The following is a 19,076-nucleotide window of genomic DNA, read 5'->3' on the forward strand; positions in this document are numbered from 1 at the left end:
GGCGGCCGCCCGCCCAGGCGAAACGTGATCAGGGGCGCAGGGTCTCCTGCTCGACCGTGTTCTCCGTCCGGGCCGCGCGCGCGGCCGGTGTCGGGTTGTCGGCCGTCTGGTGCAGGCCCGGGGCGCGGTCCTCGATGACGAACGTGGCCCGGGTGTGCACCGGCGCGCCGGGCGTGGTCACGTACGGCACGACCCGGAAGTCGGCGGTCATCGAGTCGGGGGTGATCGTCGTGCGCACGTAGCCGCGCTGATTGTTGTAGAAGCGCAGGTGCGGGTTCCAGGCCGCCCACGGGTGGTTGCCGGAGGGCACGTCGGCGCCGTTGCCGGTCGAGGTGATGGACGAGCAGACCAGCTCGGTGCCGACCGTGCGCGAGGTCGGGTCGGCGTAGTCCAGCTTCAGCTCGTCGGCCCAGTGGGCGTGCACGTCGCCGGTGAGCACGACCGGGTTGCGGACCCCGGCGTCGACCCAGCCGCGGGTGATGCGGTCGCGTGAGGCCGCGTACCCGTCCCAGGAGTCCATGCTCGTGACGACCTGCGGGCCGGAGTTGTTGTCGCGCTGGCCGAAGAAGACCTGCCGGCCGAGGACGTCCCAGCGGGCCGACGAGCGGCGGAAGCCGTCGAGCAGCCATTTCTCCTGCTCCGCGCCGGTGATCGAGCGGGCCGGGTCGTACGCGGCGGCGCACTCCTTGTAGCCGTCGCCGCAGGCCTGGTCGTCGCGGAACTGGCGGGTGTCGAGCATGTGGAACGTGGCCAGCCGGCCCCAGTGCAGCCGCCGGTAGAGCTGCATGTCGATGCCGCGCGGGATCGAGGTGCGCCGCAGCGGCATGTTCTCGTAGTACGCCTGGAAGGCGGCGGCCCGCCGGGGATGGTGTAGACGCCCGCCTGGTACTCGTACTGGTAATCGCCCAGGTGCAGGATCAGGTCGGGCTCGTCCTCGGCGAGATGGCGGTAGGCGGTGAAGTAGCCGTGCTCGTACTGCGAGCAGGAGGCGAACGACATCGCCAGGGTGCCGCCGGCCGCCCAGAGCGGCGGCGCGGTGCGGGTGCGGCCGGCCGGTGAGACGTAGCGCTCGGCCTTGAAGCGGTAGAAGTACTCCCTGCCGGGCAGCAAGCCGCCGAGCTCGACATGGACGGTGTGCGCCGACTCGGGCCGGGCCGCGGTCACGCCGCGCCGGACCACCAGGCGGAAGCGCTCGTCGGCGGCGAGTTCCCAGGCCACCGGCACGACGCGCGAGGGCATGCCGCCGAGGCCGTCCTCGGCGAGCGGGGTGGGCGCGAGGCGGGTCCAGAGCACGAAGCCGTCGGGGTCCGGGTCGCCGGAGGCCACGCCGAGGGTGAACGGGTCGGAGCGCAGCGGTCCCCATAGATGTATCTGGATGAATGCGCTGCTTACGGCGCGGCGAACCTGACCGGAACGGCCGGAACGGCTGACCGAGTGACTACTTACGCACGGACCGTAGTCGATCTATGTTGCTGGATATTTGCCGTCATCGAAGGGAGTGCATCGTGCGAAGACGCCTCATCGGCGCGGCCGCCGTCGCCGTACTGCTGGGAAGTTTCGCCCTGTCCGCCCCCGCGCAGGCCGGTGGCACCATCAAGGACCTGCCGCGCGCGGTCACCCTGGCCGGGCTGCTCCGGCACCTCGTGGCCTTCCAGGCGATCGCCGACCGCAACAACGACACCCGTGCCTCCGGCACACCCGGGTACGACCGCAGCGCCGACTATGTCGCCACGCTCCTGAAGCTCGCCGGATACAAGGTCACCCGGCAGCCGTTCGACTTCAACTACTGCACCGACGACGCGTCCACGTTCACCCAGAACACGCCGGCCCCCACCACGTACGTCGACCAGGAGGACTACGACGTGCTGGACTGCTCGGCCGGCGGCACGGCGACCGGCGCGGTGGTGCCCGTCGACCTGCAGCTGACCACCCCGAACACCAGCACCTCCGGCTGCCAGCCCACCGACTTCCCGGCCGCCGTGTCCGGCGGCATCGCGCTCGTCCAGCGCGGCGGCTGCCCGTTCGGCCAGAAGGCCGCGAACGCGGAGGCCGCCGGCGCGATCGGCGTCATCATCATGAACCAGGGTGACTCGACGGCGCCGGACCGCCAGGACCTGTTCGCCGGCACGCTCGGCGCCCCGGTCGGCATCCCCGCGATCTCGGTCTCGTACCCGCAGGGTGTCGCCTTCGCCGGCACGGCGAACCTGACCGTCACCATCACGGTCGAGGCGGAGGCGGAGGTGCGCGGCACCGAGAACGTCATCGCCGAGTCCCGCTGGGGCGACCCGAACGAGGTCGTCATGTCCGGCGCCCACCTCGACTCCGTGCCGGGCGGCCCGGGCATCAACGACAACGGCACCGGCAGCGCGGGCATCCTCGAGGCGGCGCTCCAGGCGAGCAAGCACAAGACGAAGAACAAGCTGCGCTTCGCCTGGTGGGGCGCCGAGGAGGCGAACCTCGTCGGCTCGACCTACTACGTGAACAACCTCACCGAGGCCGAGCAGGCCAAGATCGCGCTCTACCTGAACTTCGACATGATCGGCTCCCCGAACTACACCCTCGGCGTCTACGACGGCGACGACTCGGCGGCCACCGGCGCCGGCCCCGGCCCGGCCGGCTCGGCGCAGATCGAGGAGGTCTTCCTGAAGTTCTTCGCCAAGCGGGGCGAGGCCACCTCGGCGTCCGACTTCACCGGCCGCTCCGACTACGGCCCGTTCATCGCCACCGGCATCCCGGCCGGCGGCCTCTTCACCGGCGCCGAGGTCATCAAGACCGAGGCCGACGTGGCCCTCTGGGGCGGCGTCGCGGGCCGGCAGTTCGACCCGTGCTACCACGAGGCCTGCGACAGCCTGACCCCGGAGAGGGACGGCGCGGACGCCGCCGTCTACCGGCAGCTGCGCCAGGAGTACCGCCTGTTCGGCAACGTCAACACGTACGCCTTCGACCTGAACGCCGACGCCGTGGCCACCGCGATCGCCACCTTCGCCCAGGACACGTCGTCCCTCCCGCCCCGCCCGGCCGTGACGGCGGCAGCCGCAGCCGCCCGCACGTCCGGCGAGGCCCTGCTCGGCTAGCGAACACGGTCTGCCGGCCGGTCCCAGGAGTGGGCCGGCCGGCAGGTACCCACGGGTCACCGTCGTCGTGGTTGAATGGCGGGCCGCTGCATTGATGGTCATCAGCGGTTTCACGGGGGAGATGTTCGTGAGGCGTAGGCAATTTCTTCTTGGCGCGGTCGCGGTCTCGGCCGGTGTCCTGGCGGCGCCGTCGCCGGTGACGGCGGCGCCGGTCCTGGTGACGGCGGCTCCGGTCCTGGTGACGAACCCGGCGCAGGCCGACCGGGATTTCGCGCGCTGGCTGTCGGTGCACGACCCGCGCGAGGGCGTACGGTCGGCGGCGCGCTCGGCCCTCGACACCGGCGGCGCCACGGCGTTCCTCGCTTCCGGGTACGCGTCCGCGGTGGACCGCGCGGCGCGGGCCCGCACGGGGCACCTCGACTTCGCCAACCGGATGGCGGCCGAGCACACGCCCCAGTCCTACCCCTGGGTGCATGCGGCGGCCCGGCGCGCGGCGATCGGCACCGACGCCGAGCTGGCGGAGTTCGCCGCCACCGGATACCCGGCGGCGTTGCAGAAGGACCAGGCCAAGGTGCCGTACGACGACGGCGCGGCCCAGGTGACCGACGAGGACCGTGATCTCGCGGCGAGCCTGGGCGGCGTCCCGCTCGGTGCCACGGTGCAGGAGCGCGCCGCCGACCTGACGACCGACGCCGGGATCGCCGAGTTCCTGCGCCACGGCCTGCTCAGCGCCGCCGGTATCGACGCGGACACGCACCGCGCGCAGTACGTCGCCCACGAGTGGGCGCAGTGGAACGAGGCCCGGCAGCTGACCCTCCAGGCCCTCGCCGCCGAGGAGTCGGGCGACCCGGACGCCGTCGCCTGGGCCTGGCAGACCGTGACCACCCGCTTCCCCCGCCAGCCGTCCGGCTGGTCCGAGCGCGAGCGCCTCGCCCGCAACCGAGCGGACGCCTGGGCCTGGCTCGCGGCCGGGGCCACCCGTTCGGAAACCCTGCTCCAGGCCTCGGCCGTACGCGAGCAGTGGCTGTCCGAGACCACCACCGCCACCGAGCGCAGCACCTGGTGGACCGAGCTGCTCCGCTACGCGCTGTCCGCCGCCTGATCGTCGCCTAGGCTCCTGGCATGCCCAAGATCCCGATGCCTCAGCAGCTCCTCGACTTCCTCCGGCAGCCGCATCCGGCGGTGATGGCCACGGTCGCCGCCGATGGGCGGCCGGTGACCGTGGCCACCTGGTATCTGGTGGAGGAGGACGGGCGGGTGCTGCTGAATCTGAGCGCCCAGCGTGCCCGTCTCAAGCATTTGCGCGCCGATCCGCGGGTCTCGCTGACCGTGCTGGCGAGCGACGACTGGTACACGCACCTCAGCCTGCAGGGGCGGGCCGTCTCGATCACCGACGACGAAGGGCTGACGGACATCGACCGCCTGGCCGTGCACTACACCGGTGAGCCGTACGCGAACCGGGAGAGTCCCCGGGTCAGCGTCCAGGTCGAGATCGACCGCTGGCACGCGTGGGGTGACCTTCACGACGTCAGATGACAGCGATGGTCCGGGGTGCCCGCTCCGCCCGGCTGAGCGCGCGGATCACGGCGCTGGTGCCGTGCCGCCGGGTGGCCAGCCGGGCGAGCAGGGCGATCACCGTGTCGAGGCCGTCCGGTGGGAGGGCGGGGCATGCCACGCCGAGGCTCGCGGCCAGGTCGTCGCAGTGCACGGCCAGCTCCAGCAGCCGGGTGACCAGGTAGTCGTCGAGCGTGAGGGACCATGGCCCCCACGGGAGCTGGATGACCCGGTCGGGCGGCTCGTACGGCAAGCGCCTCGCCAGCTCCTCGAGGGCCGCACCGGCCGCCGTGGCCACCGCCGCGTGCCCGGCGGCCGCGGCCTCCTCGGAGGCGCGGCGGATGAAGGTGTTGACGTCGCTGTCCAGGTCGCCGTCGGTCCACGTCGAGCGGGCGAAGTGCTCGGCCAGCGAGACCCGCTCGTGGACCACCGGCGCGTCGAGCACCGGGGGCACCTGGACGAGCTGACCGGCCAGGTGGGCGGCGAGCGCGCCGACCCGCATCCTCGCCAGGGCGCTCGGCTCCGCCCAGCGCTCGGCCACCGCCGGATGGGCCAGGAAGGCGCAGGTGGCCGCGGCCGACGCGAGATAGAGCTCCCGGACCGTCACGCCACCAGTCTGCGGACGGCCGGACCCACCCCTCAAGCCTCGGGGCGTACGTCGGCACGCGCGCACGATGGGTTGGCACTGTCAATCGGGTGAGCGGACAGCCCGTTCCGGCACTCTGCCGATGAGATTTGCCCTGCCCACGCCGGGTACGCTGCGGCGCGGGGGGATGTGATCTCGTGGCGGAGGAGATGCTGCGCGGCCGGCGGCGCGAACGGGAGGAGCTCGACCGGCTGCTGAGGGACGTGCGGTCGGGGCGCAGCCGTGCCCTGGTGCTGCGGGGCGAGGCCGGCGTGGGCAAGAGCGCGTTGCTCGACCATCTGGCCGGTCAGGCCGAGGGGGTACGAGTCGAGCGCGCCGCCGGCGTCGAGCTCGAGTCGGAGATCACCTACTCGGCTCTGCAACAGTTGTGCGCGCCGCTGCTGGCGTCCGTCGACCGGCTGCCGGCGCCGCAGCGGGCGGCCCTCATGACGGCGGTGGGCCTGGCCGCCGGCAAGCCGCCCGAGCCGCTGCTGGTCGGCCTCGCGGTGCTCGGCCTCTTCTCGGAGGCGGCGTCGCAGCGGCCGCTGCTCTGCATCGTCGACGACGTGCAGTGGCTCGACCGCATGTCCGAGCTGATCCTCACCTTCGTGGCGCGCCGCCTGGACGCCGAGTCGGTGGCGCTCGTCTTCGCGGTGCGCGCCCCGGCCACCTCACCCGCCGGTCTGCCCGAGATGACCGTCGAGGGGCTCGCCGACGCCGACGCGCGGGTGCTGCTCGACTCCGCGCTGCCGGGGCCGGTCGATTCCCGCGTACGGGACCGGATCGTCGCCGAGACCCGGGGCAACCCACTGGCGCTGCTGGAGCTGCCGCGCGGGTTGTCCGCGGCCGAGCTGGCGTTCGGCTTCGGCGGGCTGAGCGCGGCGCCCCTGGCCGGCCGGCTCGAGCACAGCTTCCAGCGCCGCATCGCCGCGCTGCCCGCCGACACGCGCAAGGTGCTGCTCGCCGCGGCCGTCGAGCCCGTGGGCGACGTACACCTGCTGTGGCGGGCCTTGGATCTGCTGGGGATCGGGCCCGAGGCCGCGGTGCCGGCGGAGACCGCGCAGCTCATCGACCTGAGCCGGCGGGCGCGTTTCCCGCATCCGCTGGTGCGTTCCGCCGCGTGGCGTTCCGGCAGCGCCGCCGACCTGCGCGAGGTGCACCGCGTCCTGGCCGAGGTGACCGATCCGCAGACCGACCCGGACCGCCGTGCCTGGCATCGCGCGCACGCCGTCGCCGGCCCCGACGAAGAGGTCGCCGACGAGCTGGAGCGCTCCGCCGACCGGGCCCGGGCCCGCGGCGGATGGTCGGCCGCCGCCGCGTTCCTGGAACGGGCCGCCCAGCTGACCCTCGACCCGGACCGCCGGGTGTCGCTGCTGCTCGCCGCCGCGCGGGCCCACTCCGACGCGGGCTCGTTCGCCCAGGTGCCCGAGCTGCTGGGCGCTGCCGAGATGGGCCCGCTGCAACCGTTGCAGCGAGCGCGGGTGGAGCAGGTGCGCGCGCACGTGGCGTTCGTGCTCAACCCGGGACGCGAGTCCGGGCCGCCGCTGCTCGAGGCCGCCCACCAGCTGCGCGACCTCGACCCGGCGGCGGCGCGCGAGACCTACCTGACGGCGATCGGCGCGGCCGTGCACACCGGGCGGGCCGACCCCGAGCTCCTGCCGTCGGTGGCGCGGGCCGCCGCGCAGGCGCCGCCCGGCGACGACCTCGCCGGCCTGATGCTGACCGGGCTCACCGCCTGGGTCCTCGACGGCTACGAGGCGGCGGCGCCCGCCATGAACCGGGCCGTCGAGGCGATGACCGCGATGCCCGACGAGGACCTACGGCTGATCTGGCTGGCCGCGCCGATGGCGTACGAGATGTTCCGCTTCGACGTGCTCGACCAGATCACGTCCCGGGCGGTACGGGTGGCGCGCGACACCGGTGCGCTGTCGCTGCTGCCGAACGCGCTCGCCCTGCGCGCCGGCGTCATGCACTACCTGGGGCGCCTCGACGACTCGTCCAGCCTGGTCGACGAGGCCGAGGGCCTGATGCGGGCGACCGGCAGCGCGCTCCAGCTGTCCGGCGCGGTGCCGCTCGCGGCCTATCGGGGCCGGGAGCCGTACGCCTCGCAGCTCGTGAACGCCATGTTCCGCGAGGCGTCGTCGCGCGGCGAGGGCTGGTCGCTGGGCATCGCCGGCTATTTCAAGGCCGCGCTGCACAACGGGCTCGGCGACTACCCGGAGGCCTTCGAGGCGGCGCGCGAGGCCGCCTCGTACCCCGATCTGGCGATCTATCACTGGAACCTGGGCGAGCTGGTCGAAGCGGCGACCCGCACCGGAGCGTCCACAGTGGCCGCCGACGCCCGCGAACGGCTGTCGCTGCGCACGTCGGTCACCGGCACCGACTGGGCCCGGGGCGTTCAGGCGCTCGCCGACGCGCTGGTGCTCGCCGACGAGGGCCGGTTCCGCGACAGCATCGCGTACTTCTCGTCGGCCGGCATGGGCATGCAGATGGCCCGCGCCCACCTGCTCTTCGGCGAGTGGCTGCGCCGCGAGGCCCGCCGCTCCGAGGCCCGCGCGCAGCTGCGCACGGCCCACGACGCCTTCACCCGCATCGGCGCCGAGGCCTTCGCCGGCCGGGCCGCCCGCGAGCTGGCCGCGACCGGCGAGACCGTGCGCGCCAAGGCCCCCGGCACGGCCGAACAGCTCACGTCGCAGGAGACCCAGATCGCCCGCCTCGCCGTCACCGGCCGCACGAACCCCGAGATCGGCGCGTCGCTGTTCCTGAGCCCCCGCACCGTCGAGTGGCACCTCCGCAAGATCTTCACCAAGCTGGGCATCACCTCACGCCGCGAGCTGGCCGCGGTCCTGCACTTCTAGGCTTGGCCGTCATGGAGAACCGGAATCCGGCGCTCGCCGCCGCCGAAACTGAGGTGTCGAGCAGTCACCCGGCCGGTATCTTCACCGGCATGCCGACGCTGTCAGGTGCCCTCGTGACCCTGCGCCCCGCGACCGAGGACGACGTCGCCGCGCTGACCCGGATCCGGGCGACGCCCGAGGTGCGCGAGCGGTGGGACGACGGCCCGGTCGCCGAGGAGCTCGCCGATCCCGACACCGAGGTGCTGGTCGTGTTGTACGAGGACCGCGTCGTCGGCGCCGTCCAGTGGAGCGAGGAGAGCGACCCCGACTACCGCCACGCCGGCATCGACATCTACCTGGCGCCCTCGGTGCACGGCCGCGGCCTCGGCACCGACGCCGTGCGCACGGTCGCCCGCCACCTCATCGACGACCTGGGCCACCACCGCCTCGTCATCGACCCGGCCGCCGACAACCACCCCGCGATCCGCTGCTACGAGAAGGCCGGCTTCCGCCCGGTCGGCATCATGCGCCGCTACGAACGCGGCCGCGACGGCACCTGGCACGACGGCCTCCTGATGGACCTCCTCGCCGGCGAGCTGACCTGACGGCCGTCAGCGCGGCGACAGGCCCAGCAGGCGGGCGGCGTTCTCCTTGAGGATCTTCGGGCGTACGGCGGGCTTGATGTCCAGGGTGGCGAAGTCGGCGAGCCAGCGGTCCGGGGTGAGCACCGGATAGTCGGAGCCGAAGAGCACCTTGTCCTGGAGCAGCGAGTTGGCGTAGCGGACCAGCTGGGGCGGGAAGTACTTCGGTGACCAGCCGGACAGGTCGATGTGGACGTGCTCCTTGTGGGTGGCGACCGCCAGGGCCTCGTCCTGCCACGGGAAGGACGGGTGGGCCAGGATGATGCGCAGGCCGGGGAAGTCCACCGCCACGTCGTCGACGAGCATGGGGTTCGAGTGGCGCAGCCGGATGCCGCCACCGCCGCGGACGCCGGCGCCGATGCCGGTCTGGCCGGTGTGGAAGAGGGCGGGGACGCCGAGCTCCTCGATGGTCTCGTAGAGCGGGTAGGCGAGGCGGTCGTTCGGGTCGAAGCCCTGCAGGCTCGGGTGGAACTTGAAGCCGCGCACGCCGTGGCGGTCGACCAGGCGGCGGGCCTCGAGCACGCCGGCGCGGCCGCGGTGCGGGTCGATCGACGCGAACGGGATGAGCACGTCGGGGTGCTCGGCGCAGGAGTCGGCCACCTCCTCGTTCGGGATGCGCGGATGGCCGGTCAGATGCTCCGCGTCGACGGTGAAGACCACGGCCGCCATGCGCCGGGCGCGGTAGTACGCGGCCATCTCGTCGATCGTCGGCTGGCGATGCCCGTGTGCCTTGAAGTACGCCTCGGAGGCGGCCAGCAGCTCGCCGCTCAGCGACCTGTGCCCGTCCCGGCCGACCTCGGCGTGGGTGTGCACGTCGATGGCCTCGAGCGCGCCGACATCCAGAGCGTCCATATCGCCTCCCGTCGATCGTCATCGTCGGCGCCGGTCTCGAAGGCTGTCAATGGATGACGATCCATATCCTCAAGCTCTCAATCGAGTGCGATTCAGTATTTGTGCCCGTCCGGGGCGCGGGCCTACGTTGGCAGGATGAGCTCGGCCTATCTCTACGCCGCCGTCCGTACGCCGTTCGGCCGCTTCGGCGGCGCCCTCGCCGAGGTGCGCCCCGACGACCTCGCCGCGACCGCGCTGCGTGGTGTGCTCGACCGGGCGCCCGGCCTCGACCCGGCGGCGATCGGCGACGTGGTGTGGGGCTGCGCCAACCAGGCCGGCGAGGACAACCGCAACGTCGGCCGCATGGCCGTGCTGCTGGCCGGCCTGCCCGCCGAGGTGCCGGCGACCACCGTCAACCGCCTCTGCGGCTCGTCGCTCGACGCCGCGATCATCGGTTCCCGCGCGATCGAGACCGGCGACGCCGACGTGGTCGTCACCGGCGGCGTCGAGTCGATGACCCGCGCGCCGTGGGTTCTGCCCAAGCCGTCCCGGGCGTTCCCGGCCGGCAACGTGACGGCGGTGTCGACCACGCTGGGCTGGCGCCTGGTCAACGACGCCATGCCCAAGGAGTGGACCGTCTCGCTCGGCGAGGCCAACGAGCTGCTGGGCGACAAGTTCGGCATCTCCCGCGTACGTCAGGACGAGTTCGCCGCCCGATCGCACAACCTCGCCGACGCCGCCTGGGCCGCCGGCTTCTACGACGACCTCATCGTCCCGGTCCCCGGCGTCGAGCTGGCCCGCGACGAGGGCATCCGGCCCGGCTCCACGGCCGGGAAGCTGGCCGCCCTCAAGCCGTCGTTCCGCCCCGACGGCACGATCACCGCGGGCAACGCGTCACCCCTCAACGACGGCGCGTCGGCCGTCCTGCTCGGCTCGTCCGCCGCGGCGGACCAGATCGGCAGCGCCCCGCTCGCCCGGATAGCCGGCCGCGGTGTCTCCGCCGTCGAGCCGCCGATGTTCGGCTACGCCCCGGTCGCCGCCGCCGACCGCGCCCTGGCCCGCGCCGGCATCACCTGGGACGACGTCGCCGCCGTCGAGCTGAACGAGGCGTTCGCCGTGCAGTCGCTGGCCTGCGTGGACGCTTGGGACATCGACCCCGCCATCGTGAACGCCAAGGGCGGCGCCATCGCCATCGGCCACCCGCTGGGCGCCTCGGGCGGCCGCATCCTCGGCACGCTCGCCGCCCGCCTCCGCGAGTCCGGCGACCGCTGGGGCGTGGCCGCCATCTGCATCGGCGTCGGCCAGGCCCTGGCGGTGGTCCTGGAGAACGTCGCGTAGAAGCCGCTCATCCGCGCCGGACGAGGCGGACGGCGGGCCGCGGCCGTACCTTGGCGATCATGGACGCGTACGTCTCCACCGGGCATCTGCCGTCGCCCGAGCAGGTGCGTCTCGCGATCGACGAGGCGTACGAGAAGTTCCGCACGGTGACCGAGGGCGCGCCCTCGCACGTCTATCCGGCGCCGGCCCGCGTGCCCGTCGACCTCTTCGGCATCTGCGCGGCCGGCACCCGCGGCGGCCGGTACGCGGCGGGCGACGCGGACCACGGCTTCACGATCATGAGCGTGGCGAAGCCGTTCGTGTTCGCGCTGGTCTGCGAACAGCTGGGCGCCGAGACGATGCGGCAACGGCTCGGCGTGAACGCCACCGGGCTGTCCCGCTTCGCGGGCCGCCCGCTCGAGACCGATCAGCAGACGTACGCGTCCGCGTCCGCCACGAACCATCGCAACCGCGCGCTCGCCGACCTGCTCCCGACGTACGGAATGCTCGGATGTGACCCGATGGAGGCGGTCGGCCTCTACATGAGGCAGAGCGGCGTCAACCCGATCACCAGGGAACGCGTCGTGGAGTCGCCGGGCAAGGGTGCGCTGTCGACCGTCGCCCCACCCCTCGACCGGTACGGCAACAGCGTCCGCGGCCAGCTCGCGGCCCGCTATCTGGCGACCCGGCTCGGCCTCACCCTCTTCGCCTCGGAACCGGCGTCGTGACCTGGGTGGCCGTTCGCGGGCACAAGGTCTATGTCCGCAAGGGCCGCGAGGTGCCCGGCTCCACGCCGATCGTGCACGTCCACGGCTTCGCGATCTCCGGCAGCTACATGCTGCCCACCGCGCGGGCGCTCGCGCACCGGGCCACGACGCTGGTGCCCGACCTGCCCGGCTACGGCCGCAGCCCGGCGTGGGGGCACACGCTCGGCATCTCGTCGCTGGCCTGGGCCCTGCTCGAACTGCTCGACGCGCTCCGCCTCGACCGGGTGGTGCTGGTCGGCAACTCGATGGGCGGCCCGGTGTCGCTGGAGGTCGCGCACAGCGCGCCCGAGCGGGTGGCCGGCGTGGTGCTGGCCTCACCGGCCGGGGGTGAGCACAACCAGCCGCTGACCCGCGCGCTCGTGCAGCTCGCCCGCGACGTGCCCCGGGAGAGCGGCCGCATGGTGCGGGTCGCGCTCCCGGACTACCTGCGCTTCGGCCCGGTCAACGCCGTGCACCTGTTCGGCGAGCTCGTGCGGTTCCCGTCGCTCGAGCGGCTGCTGCGCACGCCGGTGCCGACGCTCGCGGTGCTCGGCGGCCGCGACCCGTTGATGCCGCCCGAGCACCGGGTTCGGGAGTTGAGCCATCTCGCCCCGCCGCACCTGAGCGTCGCGGTGATCGAGGGGGCGGCGCACGCGATGAACTTCAGTCACCCGGCCGAGCTCGCCCACGTGATCGGATGCTGGCTCGACGGGCAGGCGGGCTGACTACAGGTGGGCCGACAGGAACGCCGCCACCATGGCGACGTTGCGCGGAGTGTCGAAAGCCGGGTCCTCGTGGGCGGCGCCGCCGAGCAGGATCAGGGTGGAGTCGGCACCGGCGTCGACCAGAGCGTCGTGCAGGACCGTGGACTGGGCCGAGGGGACCAGGCGGTCGCGGTCGCCGTGCATGATCAGGAACGGTGGGGCGCCGGCGTGGGCCAGCCAGCGGGGGCTGGCGGCTCGGGCGGCCTCGACGTCGTCCAGGGGGCTCGCCAGGCCGAGCAGGTCGCCTTCGGGGCTGGCCAGGTAGCGGGGCTCGACCGGGCCGCGCGGGGCGGCGCGCACCAGGTCGGTGGTGGCGAACCAGGCGACGGCGGCGGCGATCGGCGGCGGGGAGGTCAGCGCGGCGGCGGCCGCCAGGTGGGCGCCGGCCGACGCGCCCCACAAGGCGATTCTCGTGCCGTCCGCCCCGTACCGCTGGGCGTTGTCCCGAAGCCAGGCGACGGCGGACTGCACGTCGTGCAGCTGGGCGGGGTATTTGGCTTCGCCGCTGAGGCGGTAGTCGACGGAGGCGACCGCGAGGCCGTGCCGGGTGAGGGCCTGCTGGCGTGCGGGATTGTCCTGGCGGGAGCCGACCTTCCAGGCGCCGCCGTGCAGGTAGACGACGACCGGGGGAGCGGCCGGCGCGTCGGGGACGTGCAGGTCGAGCAGGAGTCCGCGGTCATACTCGAGACCAAGGTGACTCGTCAATGCTGTTCCTCAACGACGGCGGGTTTCGTGACGGCCGGCGGGAACTTGCGCAGCACCCACTGTTGCTGGCCGAGCGTCACCAGGTTGTTCGTCACCCAGTAGATCACGACGCCGATGGGGAACAGGACGCCCGAGACGAGCAGGGATGCCGGAATTCCGTACAGCATGAGCCTTTGGATCATCTTTTGCTGCGGATCCTCGGCCCATCCCGTCTTGAGGATCATCTGACGGCTGGTGAGGTACGTCGTGAGCATCATGGTGACGACGAGGATGCCGGCGACGACCTGCACGGTCCCGCCGCCCGCGCTGAAGTGCGCGGGGAGCGGGGCGGTGAACAGGGCGGCGTGGCTGGCGTCGTAGAACTGGTCGGCCGTCCACCCGTACCGCGTCGTCCCGAGGTTGTCGGGGGTGAGCCGGCGCAGCACGTGGAACAGGCCGAGGAAGACGGGGATCTGCACGAGCATCGGCAGGCAGCCCATCAGCGGGTTCGCCTTCTCGGCCCGGTAGAGCTCCATCATCTCGGCCTGGAGCTTCTGCGGCTCGTCCTTGTGCTTCTCCTGCAACTCCTTGATCTTCGGCGCCAGCGCCTGCATCGCCCGCTGCGACTTGATCTGCTTGACGAAGACCGGGAAGAGCAGCGCGCGCAGCGTGACGACCAGGAACACGATCGCCAGGATCCACGTCCAGTTGGTGCCCAGCACGAGGCCGTCCGGCACGCCGACGGCGCTCCACAGGTCTTGCCAGCGCAGCAGGATCCAGGAGATGACGTAGTAGATCCCGTCCAGGCTCATGGCGGACGATGGTAGCGAATGGCAACAGCGTGTTGCCTGTCAGCGGCGCTGCCGCGCCATCCACTGCCAGATGTGCATGCCGTTCATGCTCGGATCGTTGCGGGCCACGTAGATCCACGACCAGTGGCCGGGGAACTGGTGACCGTTCCAGATCACGTTGTCGTAGAGGGTCATCCGCGAGCGCGGGATGAGGTCGTGCGCGTGCACGGTGTTGGCGATCGGGTCGACCGTCGTGTCGTCGCGAGAGGTGACCAGCCACGTCGGGGTGGTGATCGCGGCGAGCTCGGCGTCCGGGATGAGCGGCGGATTTCCGGCGACGACCCCGCAGATGGGTACGGAGGAAGCGAAGTCCGACGGGTAGACAGTGGTCATCTTCATGCTCATGTACCCGCCGTTGCTGCAGCCCACGACGTGGATGCGGTCCCGGTCGACGTCGTGCCGCCGTACCACCTCGTCGATGATCTCGCGGATCAGCGGGGCGAACCGGGGGCCGTCCTGCATCCACGCGGAGAAGCTCTGCGGCGCCACCACGTACGCGCCGTTGAAGATCTTCTGGGCCTCCCGCGTCGAGAACCCGAGGGCGCCGCGGTTGGCGCGCAGCGTGGTCTCGTTGTCGTAGTAGTTGTCGGGCAGGGACGCGCCCTCCCCACCGCCGTGGAGCCAGACGATCAGCGGGCGCTTGCCGCCTCGGTGCGGGCTGTAGAGACGGTACTTCATGCCGGAGCGCGACTGGTGATAGCTGTACGCGTCCACCTCGGGATTGGACAGCCGCCCCTGCGTGAACGTGTCGATCGTGACCGGTCGGCCGCGGGCGACGAAGGGCGCGTTCTGCGTGATCGTGTAGACGAGGTTCAGCCGTACGTTGCGGCTCCTGCTGAAGATGTAGCCGAGCGTGCCGCCGCCCGGCTGCCCCTCGGCGTAGCTGAGCTCGAGCACGATGTTGCCGCGCCGGTCGACGCGCGCCGCGGTGACCGCGCGGTCGAGGTCGTAGCCCGGGTCGGGGGTGACGGGGATCGGGCTGGTGGCCGTGACGTGCACGCTGAAGGTGCCGGTGGTCAGGCTCGACGGGCGGATCGGCCCGAGGCGTGACGTGTCGAGGGTGAGCGAGACGACCTGCTCACCGCCGTCGAGCGTCACCGCGTCGAGCGTGAAGCCGACCTCGCGGCTCTTCGTTCCGGCGGTGGCCTGGGCGGTGGTTGCGGTGGTGGCCTGGGCGGCGGTTGCGGGGATGGCGACGCCGGCTGCGGCGCCCGCGCCGGCGACGAGGACGGTGCGACGACTGAGCGACATGACGGTGGGCTCCCTCACGACAATATCGACAGTCGTCACAACGTATCGCTTGAGTAATCTTGTGGCAACACTGCGGAAACGAGGGAGCCCGTCCGTTTTGCTACGACGCGTACGTTTCGAACTCCGCGATCCGGGGAGTCGAGCCGGCGGCCGTGATCTCGAAGGTGAGCTTTGTGAGGCTGGCCGCCGTGAACGTGATGGTGCCGGCGCCGGTGCCCGTCTTGAGCACGGCGCCCGTGTCGGCGTTGAGCAGCCGCCACGTGCCGACCGCGCCGGTGGCGCCCGAGTGCTCGCGGAGGACGGCGCGTGACACCGTGGTGGCCGAGCCCCACTTGATCGAGATGGAGCCGGTCGTGCCGCTGGGGGACCAGTAGGTGTTCACGTTGCCGTCGCGGACGTCGCCGTAGCTGGTGCCGCTCGCCTTGCTGGACCCGTCGGAGCCGGCGCCGATGCTGAGGTTGGTGCCGCTCGGCGGCGGGGTGGTGGGCGGCGTCGTCGGCGGTGTGGTGGGCGGGGTCGTCGGTGGTGTCGTGGGCGGCGTCGTGGTGGGGTTCGTGGTGGAGCAGCTCCCGGTGGACGTGCGCAGGCCCGTGTTGGCGCCGGCCGTCTGCCGCACGACGTCCGGCACGCAGGACGCGTTGTCGAGCCGATAGCTGTACGGGACGGAGACGCTCGTCGTCGACGTGAGGTTCGGGCCCGCCGGGTTGGTGTCCTCGCCCGGGCTCGACCAGGTCACGTTGTCGAGAATGTTGCCCGCGACCTGCCAGTAGCCCGCCGCGTCGGTGTAGAAGGTGCCGAGCACGTCCTTCGAGTCCTCGAAGTAGTTGTTCTCCACCTTCGCCCGCGCCCCGGCGCGGCTGTTGATGCCCGACTCGTTCAGGCTGAAGTAGTAGTTGTTGAAGATGTGCGCGACCCCGCCGCGCAACAGGGGCGTGCGGGAGTCGATGTTCTCGTACCGGTTGTGGTGGAACGTGATGTTGCTGTTGCCGGTGTCGCTCTCGCTCGACCCGATGAGCCCGCCCCGGCCGGAGTTGCGCAGGATGCTGTACGACAGCGTCACGTACTCGGTGTCGTCCTTCATGTCGAACAGGCCGTCGTAGCCCTCCGCCTCGCCGCCGCTCGCCTCCAGCGTCACGTGATCGACCCAGACATTGCGGACGGTGCTCTCCATGCCGATGGCATCGCCGCCGTTCGAGGTGGGTGAGCCGGACTTCTTGACGTTCCGCACCGTCACGTTCTGAATGATGATGTTGCTGGAGTCCCGGATGTGGATACCGAGCTGGTCGAAGACCGCTCCGCCGCCCACCCCGATGATCGTGACGTTGCTGATCTCCTTCAGCTCGATCTTGTCAGCCGCGGTGTTGCAGCTGTCGCCGGAGACCTTGGTCGTGTTCCCATGGTTGATCGTGCCCTGCACCTCGATGGTGATCGGGGTGCTGCTGCTGGCCCGGCCGCACAGGGCCTGGTGGATCTGCGTCCCGGTGGTGGCGCGCACGGTGGCGCCGCCGTTGCCCCCGGTCGTGCCGCCGTTGACACTGGCGTAGCCCGTCGCCGTGCCCACCGCCGCCGCTTCGGCCTGTGGTGACGCCAGGGCCACCAGTACCGCCGCCCCCGCCACCCCGGTTACCAGGGCCGATGCTGTTCTCACCCGCATGTCGCTCCTCCTCGCATACTCCAGGCGCTGCCACTACGAACCAATGCCGTCTCCCACGCCGACCGAGGATTCGTATGCAGGAAAGCGCTTACCTTCGGTGCTTGGCTGAGAATAGAAACCCATCAATGCTAGGTGCAAGCGTTTGCAGTGTTTGCAGTCCGCTGACGCAGACTTCGGCTCTGTGGGCTGCCGGGTGGTCGCCTACCCTCGGGTTCGTGATCTCGGCGCTCTCCGGTCTCGCCGCCATCGCCCTGATCGTCGTCGCCGGCTGGATCGCGGGCCGGTGGGGCCGCCTCCCCGCGGACACCGTGACCGTCGCGGGCCGCCTCGCCTACACGGTTTTGTCACCGTGCCTGCTGTTCACCAGCGCCTCGGCGTCCGACCCGAGCGTCCTGTTCTCCGAGCCCCTCGTGGTCTCGGCGCTGGCCGCGCTCCTCTGCTTCGCCCTGCACGCCCTGGTCACCCGGCACCGCGACCGCGGCACCCGCATCGTCGGCGCCCTGGCCGCCGGCTACACCAACGCCGGCTACATCGGCCTTCCCGTCGCCGCGTACGTCCTCCACGACGCCGCCCTCGTCCTCCCCGTGATCATGTTCCAGCTGCTCATCATCACGCCGGTCGCGCTCACCCTCTTCCGCATCGGCTCCTGGCGCACGTCACTGACGGCCCCGCTCCGCAGCCCTCTCACCGTGGCGGTGATCCTGGGCGTGCTCGTAGCCGTAACGGGCCTCCGCCTGCCGAACGTGCTCCTCACCCCCGTCTCCGCCATCGGCCAGGCAGCAGTCCCCGTGGTCCTGCTCGCCTTCGGCATGTCCCTCTCCGGCGTCCGCGTCCTGGCCCGCGGCCCCGACCGCCTCCCGACAATCACCGCGGTACTGCTCAAGAGCTTCTTGATGCCGGCTTTCGCTCTCGCTCTCGCCCTCCTCCTCGGCTTGTCCCCAGCAGAGACCTATGCCGTGACGGTCCTGGCCGCCCTCCCCGCCGCACAGAACGTCTTCCTGTACGCCCAGTCCTTCAGCGCCGGCGTGACTCTCGCCCGCGACGCGGTCTTCCTGTCGTCCGTGCTCTGCGTGCCGGTCCTCCTCGCGATCGCCTTAACAGGCCCAATGTGGTCGTGACGCCGCCAGCCTGCCGCAAGACGTCGCTTGCCTGCCGCCTGACGGGTAGCGCGTTGTAGACGACGCCTCTCCGGTGACCTGCGTCGCCAGAAGCCGCACCGCCGCTGGTGGTGACCGCGCGGCTGGTGGTGACCGCGCGGCCGGTGGTGACCGCGCGGCTGGTGGTGACCGCGCCGCTGGTGGTGACGCGCGGCTGGTGGTGACCGCGCGGCACGATAGCGTTGCTTCACGTGGATTTGGATCATGCGGCTCTCCTGGTGGCCGGGGGTGTCGGATCCGGGCTGACCGGCTCGATGGCCGGGCTCGCGTCGCTCGTCAGCTATCCCGTGCTGCTGGCCGTGGGCATCCCACCCGTGGCGGCGAACGTGACCAACACGGTCGCCCTGCTGTCGAGCGCGGCCGGCGCCGCAGCCGGCTCCCGGCACGAACTACGCGGCCAAGGCTCCCGCCTTCTCCGGCAGTGCGCGGTGGCCGCAGCCGGCGGCCTGGTCGGCGCGGTGCTGCTGATCAGCACTCCCGCTTCGGCGTTCGAACGCATCGTCCCCTTCCTCGTGGCCCTCGGCGGAATCACGCTGCTGCTCCGCGACCCCCTCCGCATCTGGTACGCGAAGCCCGGCTTCCGCCCACCGCTCGGCTTCGGCATCCTCTTCATCGCCATCTACGGCGGCTACTTCGGCGCCGCCGCCGGTGTCCTCCTCCTGGCCGCCATGTCGCTGGCCCTGGCCGAACCACTCCCCGTGACGAACGCCGTCAAGAGCGTCGTCCTAGGCGCCTCCAACCTGGCCGCCGCCATCCTCTACGCGCTGACAGCTCCGGTGCACTGGACCGCGGCAGCCCTGCTGGCCGCCGGCTGCCTGCTCGGCAGCCGCCTCGGCAGCCGCCTCGGCCCGGTCCTCGTCCGCCGCCTCCCGGAGCGCCCCCTGCGGGTGGCGATCGCCCTCGGCGCCTTGGCGCTCGCCGTCTCGCTCTGGCTCAACCCTTGACCCTCCTTCCCGTTCGTGCAGCCCGTGGCCAGGCCGGTCGGCCTTAGTGGGCGGTCCTGCGTGCCAGCCGGGCTGAATGGTCCTGTGTGCCGGCCGTGCTGAGCGGTTTCGTGCGCCGACTGTGCTGATCGTCCTATGTGTCGGCC

At 71.9% G+C, this 19,076-nt stretch carries 16 protein-coding genes and 2 pseudogenes; 10 read left to right on the forward strand and 8 right to left on the reverse strand.

Translation table 11 applies throughout. The features are described from left to right. Positions 1-28: 28 nt before the first annotated feature. Positions 29-826, reverse strand: coding sequence for an alkaline phosphatase D family protein (locus tag Ade02nite_RS49260; RefSeq protein WP_239168767.1), 798 nt, complete (start codon positions 824-826; stop codon positions 29-31). A 92-nt stretch (positions 827-918) separates the two neighbouring features. Beyond that, a pseudogene (locus tag Ade02nite_RS49265) lies at positions 919-1,326 on the reverse strand (alkaline phosphatase D family protein); the annotation flags it as partial. 179 nt (positions 1,327-1,505) lie between these two features. Between Ade02nite_RS49265 and Ade02nite_RS50925 the strand changes: the two are divergent. From Ade02nite_RS50925 to Ade02nite_RS15105, 3 genes are all read left to right on the forward strand, one after another. After that, entirely contained in the window at positions 1,506-3,074 is a 1,569-nt protein-coding gene (locus tag Ade02nite_RS50925; protein ID WP_379035963.1) for a M20/M25/M40 family metallo-hydrolase, read from the forward strand. 127 nt (positions 3,075-3,201) lie between these two features. Then, a complete protein-coding gene (locus Ade02nite_RS15100; protein ID WP_203762542.1) occupies positions 3,202-4,176 on the forward strand; it encodes a hypothetical protein in 975 nt (324 codons plus the stop codon). A gap of 20 nt (positions 4,177-4,196) precedes the next feature. Beyond that, positions 4,197-4,610: a PPOX class F420-dependent oxidoreductase gene (locus Ade02nite_RS15105; protein ID WP_203762545.1), complete on the forward strand. Its 414-nt coding sequence runs from the start codon at positions 4,197-4,199 to the stop codon at positions 4,608-4,610. On the opposite strand, the gene Ade02nite_RS15110 is transcribed toward Ade02nite_RS15105, so the two are convergent. Further along, positions 4,603-5,235 carry a maleylpyruvate isomerase N-terminal domain-containing protein gene (locus tag Ade02nite_RS15110; RefSeq protein WP_203762548.1) on the reverse strand — a complete coding sequence of 211 codons (633 nt, stop codon included), beginning with the start codon at positions 5,233-5,235 and terminating at the stop codon, positions 4,603-4,605. The genes Ade02nite_RS15105 and Ade02nite_RS15110 overlap by 8 nt on opposite strands. A gap of 176 nt (positions 5,236-5,411) precedes the next feature. Between Ade02nite_RS15110 and Ade02nite_RS15115 the strand changes: the two genes are divergently transcribed. Continuing rightward, positions 5,412-8,111, forward strand: a complete 2,700-nt coding sequence (locus Ade02nite_RS15115) for a helix-turn-helix transcriptional regulator (RefSeq protein ID WP_307871217.1) — start codon at positions 5,412-5,414, stop codon at positions 8,109-8,111. Positions 8,112-8,200: 89 nt separating this feature from the next. Further along, on the forward strand, positions 8,201-8,695 hold the full coding sequence (locus tag Ade02nite_RS15120) for a GNAT family N-acetyltransferase (protein ID WP_203762608.1): 495 nt from the start codon (positions 8,201-8,203) through the stop codon (positions 8,693-8,695). 6 nt (positions 8,696-8,701) lie between these two features. On the opposite strand, the gene Ade02nite_RS15125 is transcribed toward Ade02nite_RS15120, so the two are convergent. After that, the gene (locus Ade02nite_RS15125) at positions 8,702-9,583 is read right to left on the reverse strand and encodes an amidohydrolase family protein (protein WP_203762551.1); all 882 of its coding nucleotides are present in this window, start codon (positions 9,581-9,583) and stop codon (positions 8,702-8,704) included. Between the two features lie 135 nt (positions 9,584-9,718). Between Ade02nite_RS15125 and Ade02nite_RS15130 the strand changes: the two genes are divergently transcribed. Genes Ade02nite_RS15130 through Ade02nite_RS15140 form a run of 3 tightly spaced genes read left to right on the forward strand, consistent with a single transcriptional unit; the run spans position 9,719 to position 12,350 of the window. Further along, a complete protein-coding gene (locus Ade02nite_RS15130; RefSeq protein ID WP_203762554.1) occupies positions 9,719-10,900 on the forward strand; it encodes a thiolase family protein in 1,182 nt (393 codons plus the stop codon). A gap of 59 nt (positions 10,901-10,959) precedes the next feature. Then, positions 10,960-11,607 (forward strand): glutaminase, encoded by a 648-nt coding sequence (locus Ade02nite_RS15135; protein WP_203762557.1) that lies wholly within the window; start codon positions 10,960-10,962, stop codon positions 11,605-11,607. After that, on the forward strand, positions 11,604-12,350 hold the full coding sequence (locus Ade02nite_RS15140; RefSeq protein ID WP_203762560.1) for an alpha/beta fold hydrolase: 747 nt from the start codon (positions 11,604-11,606) through the stop codon (positions 12,348-12,350). The genes Ade02nite_RS15135 and Ade02nite_RS15140 overlap by 4 nt, the downstream gene beginning before the upstream one ends. Here the strand turns inward: Ade02nite_RS15140 and Ade02nite_RS15145 are convergent, their stop codons facing one another. The 4 genes and pseudogenes from Ade02nite_RS15145 to Ade02nite_RS15160 form a co-directional block, all read right to left on the reverse strand. Further along, a complete protein-coding gene (locus Ade02nite_RS15145; protein ID WP_203762563.1) occupies positions 12,351-13,094 on the reverse strand; it encodes an alpha/beta hydrolase in 744 nt (247 codons plus the stop codon). A 35-nt stretch (positions 13,095-13,129) separates the two neighbouring features. Next, positions 13,130-13,885: pseudogene (gene yidC, locus Ade02nite_RS15150) on the reverse strand (membrane protein insertase YidC); the annotation flags it as partial. A gap of 39 nt (positions 13,886-13,924) precedes the next feature. Continuing rightward, entirely contained in the window at positions 13,925-15,175 is a 1,251-nt protein-coding gene (locus Ade02nite_RS15155; protein ID WP_203762569.1) for a PHB depolymerase family esterase, read from the reverse strand. Positions 15,176-15,275: 100 nt separating this feature from the next. Then, positions 15,276-16,829, reverse strand: coding sequence for a pectate lyase family protein (locus tag Ade02nite_RS15160; protein WP_203762572.1), 1,554 nt, complete (start codon positions 16,827-16,829; stop codon positions 15,276-15,278). Between the two features lie 215 nt (positions 16,830-17,044). Between Ade02nite_RS15160 and Ade02nite_RS15165 the strand changes: the two genes are divergently transcribed. Together Ade02nite_RS15165 and Ade02nite_RS15170 are read left to right on the forward strand one after the other, a co-directional pair. Further along, the gene (locus tag Ade02nite_RS15165) at positions 17,045-17,947 is read left to right on the forward strand and encodes an AEC family transporter (RefSeq protein WP_203762575.1); all 903 of its coding nucleotides are present in this window, start codon (positions 17,045-17,047) and stop codon (positions 17,945-17,947) included. 230 nt (positions 17,948-18,177) lie between these two features. Then, entirely contained in the window at positions 18,178-18,930 is a 753-nt protein-coding gene (locus Ade02nite_RS15170; RefSeq protein WP_203762578.1) for a sulfite exporter TauE/SafE family protein, read from the forward strand. Positions 18,931-19,076 lie beyond the last annotated feature (146 nt).

It is taken from the genome of Paractinoplanes deccanensis, from assembly GCF_016862115.1.
Classification (GTDB): Bacteria; Actinomycetota; Actinomycetes; order Mycobacteriales; family Micromonosporaceae; genus Actinoplanes; species Actinoplanes deccanensis.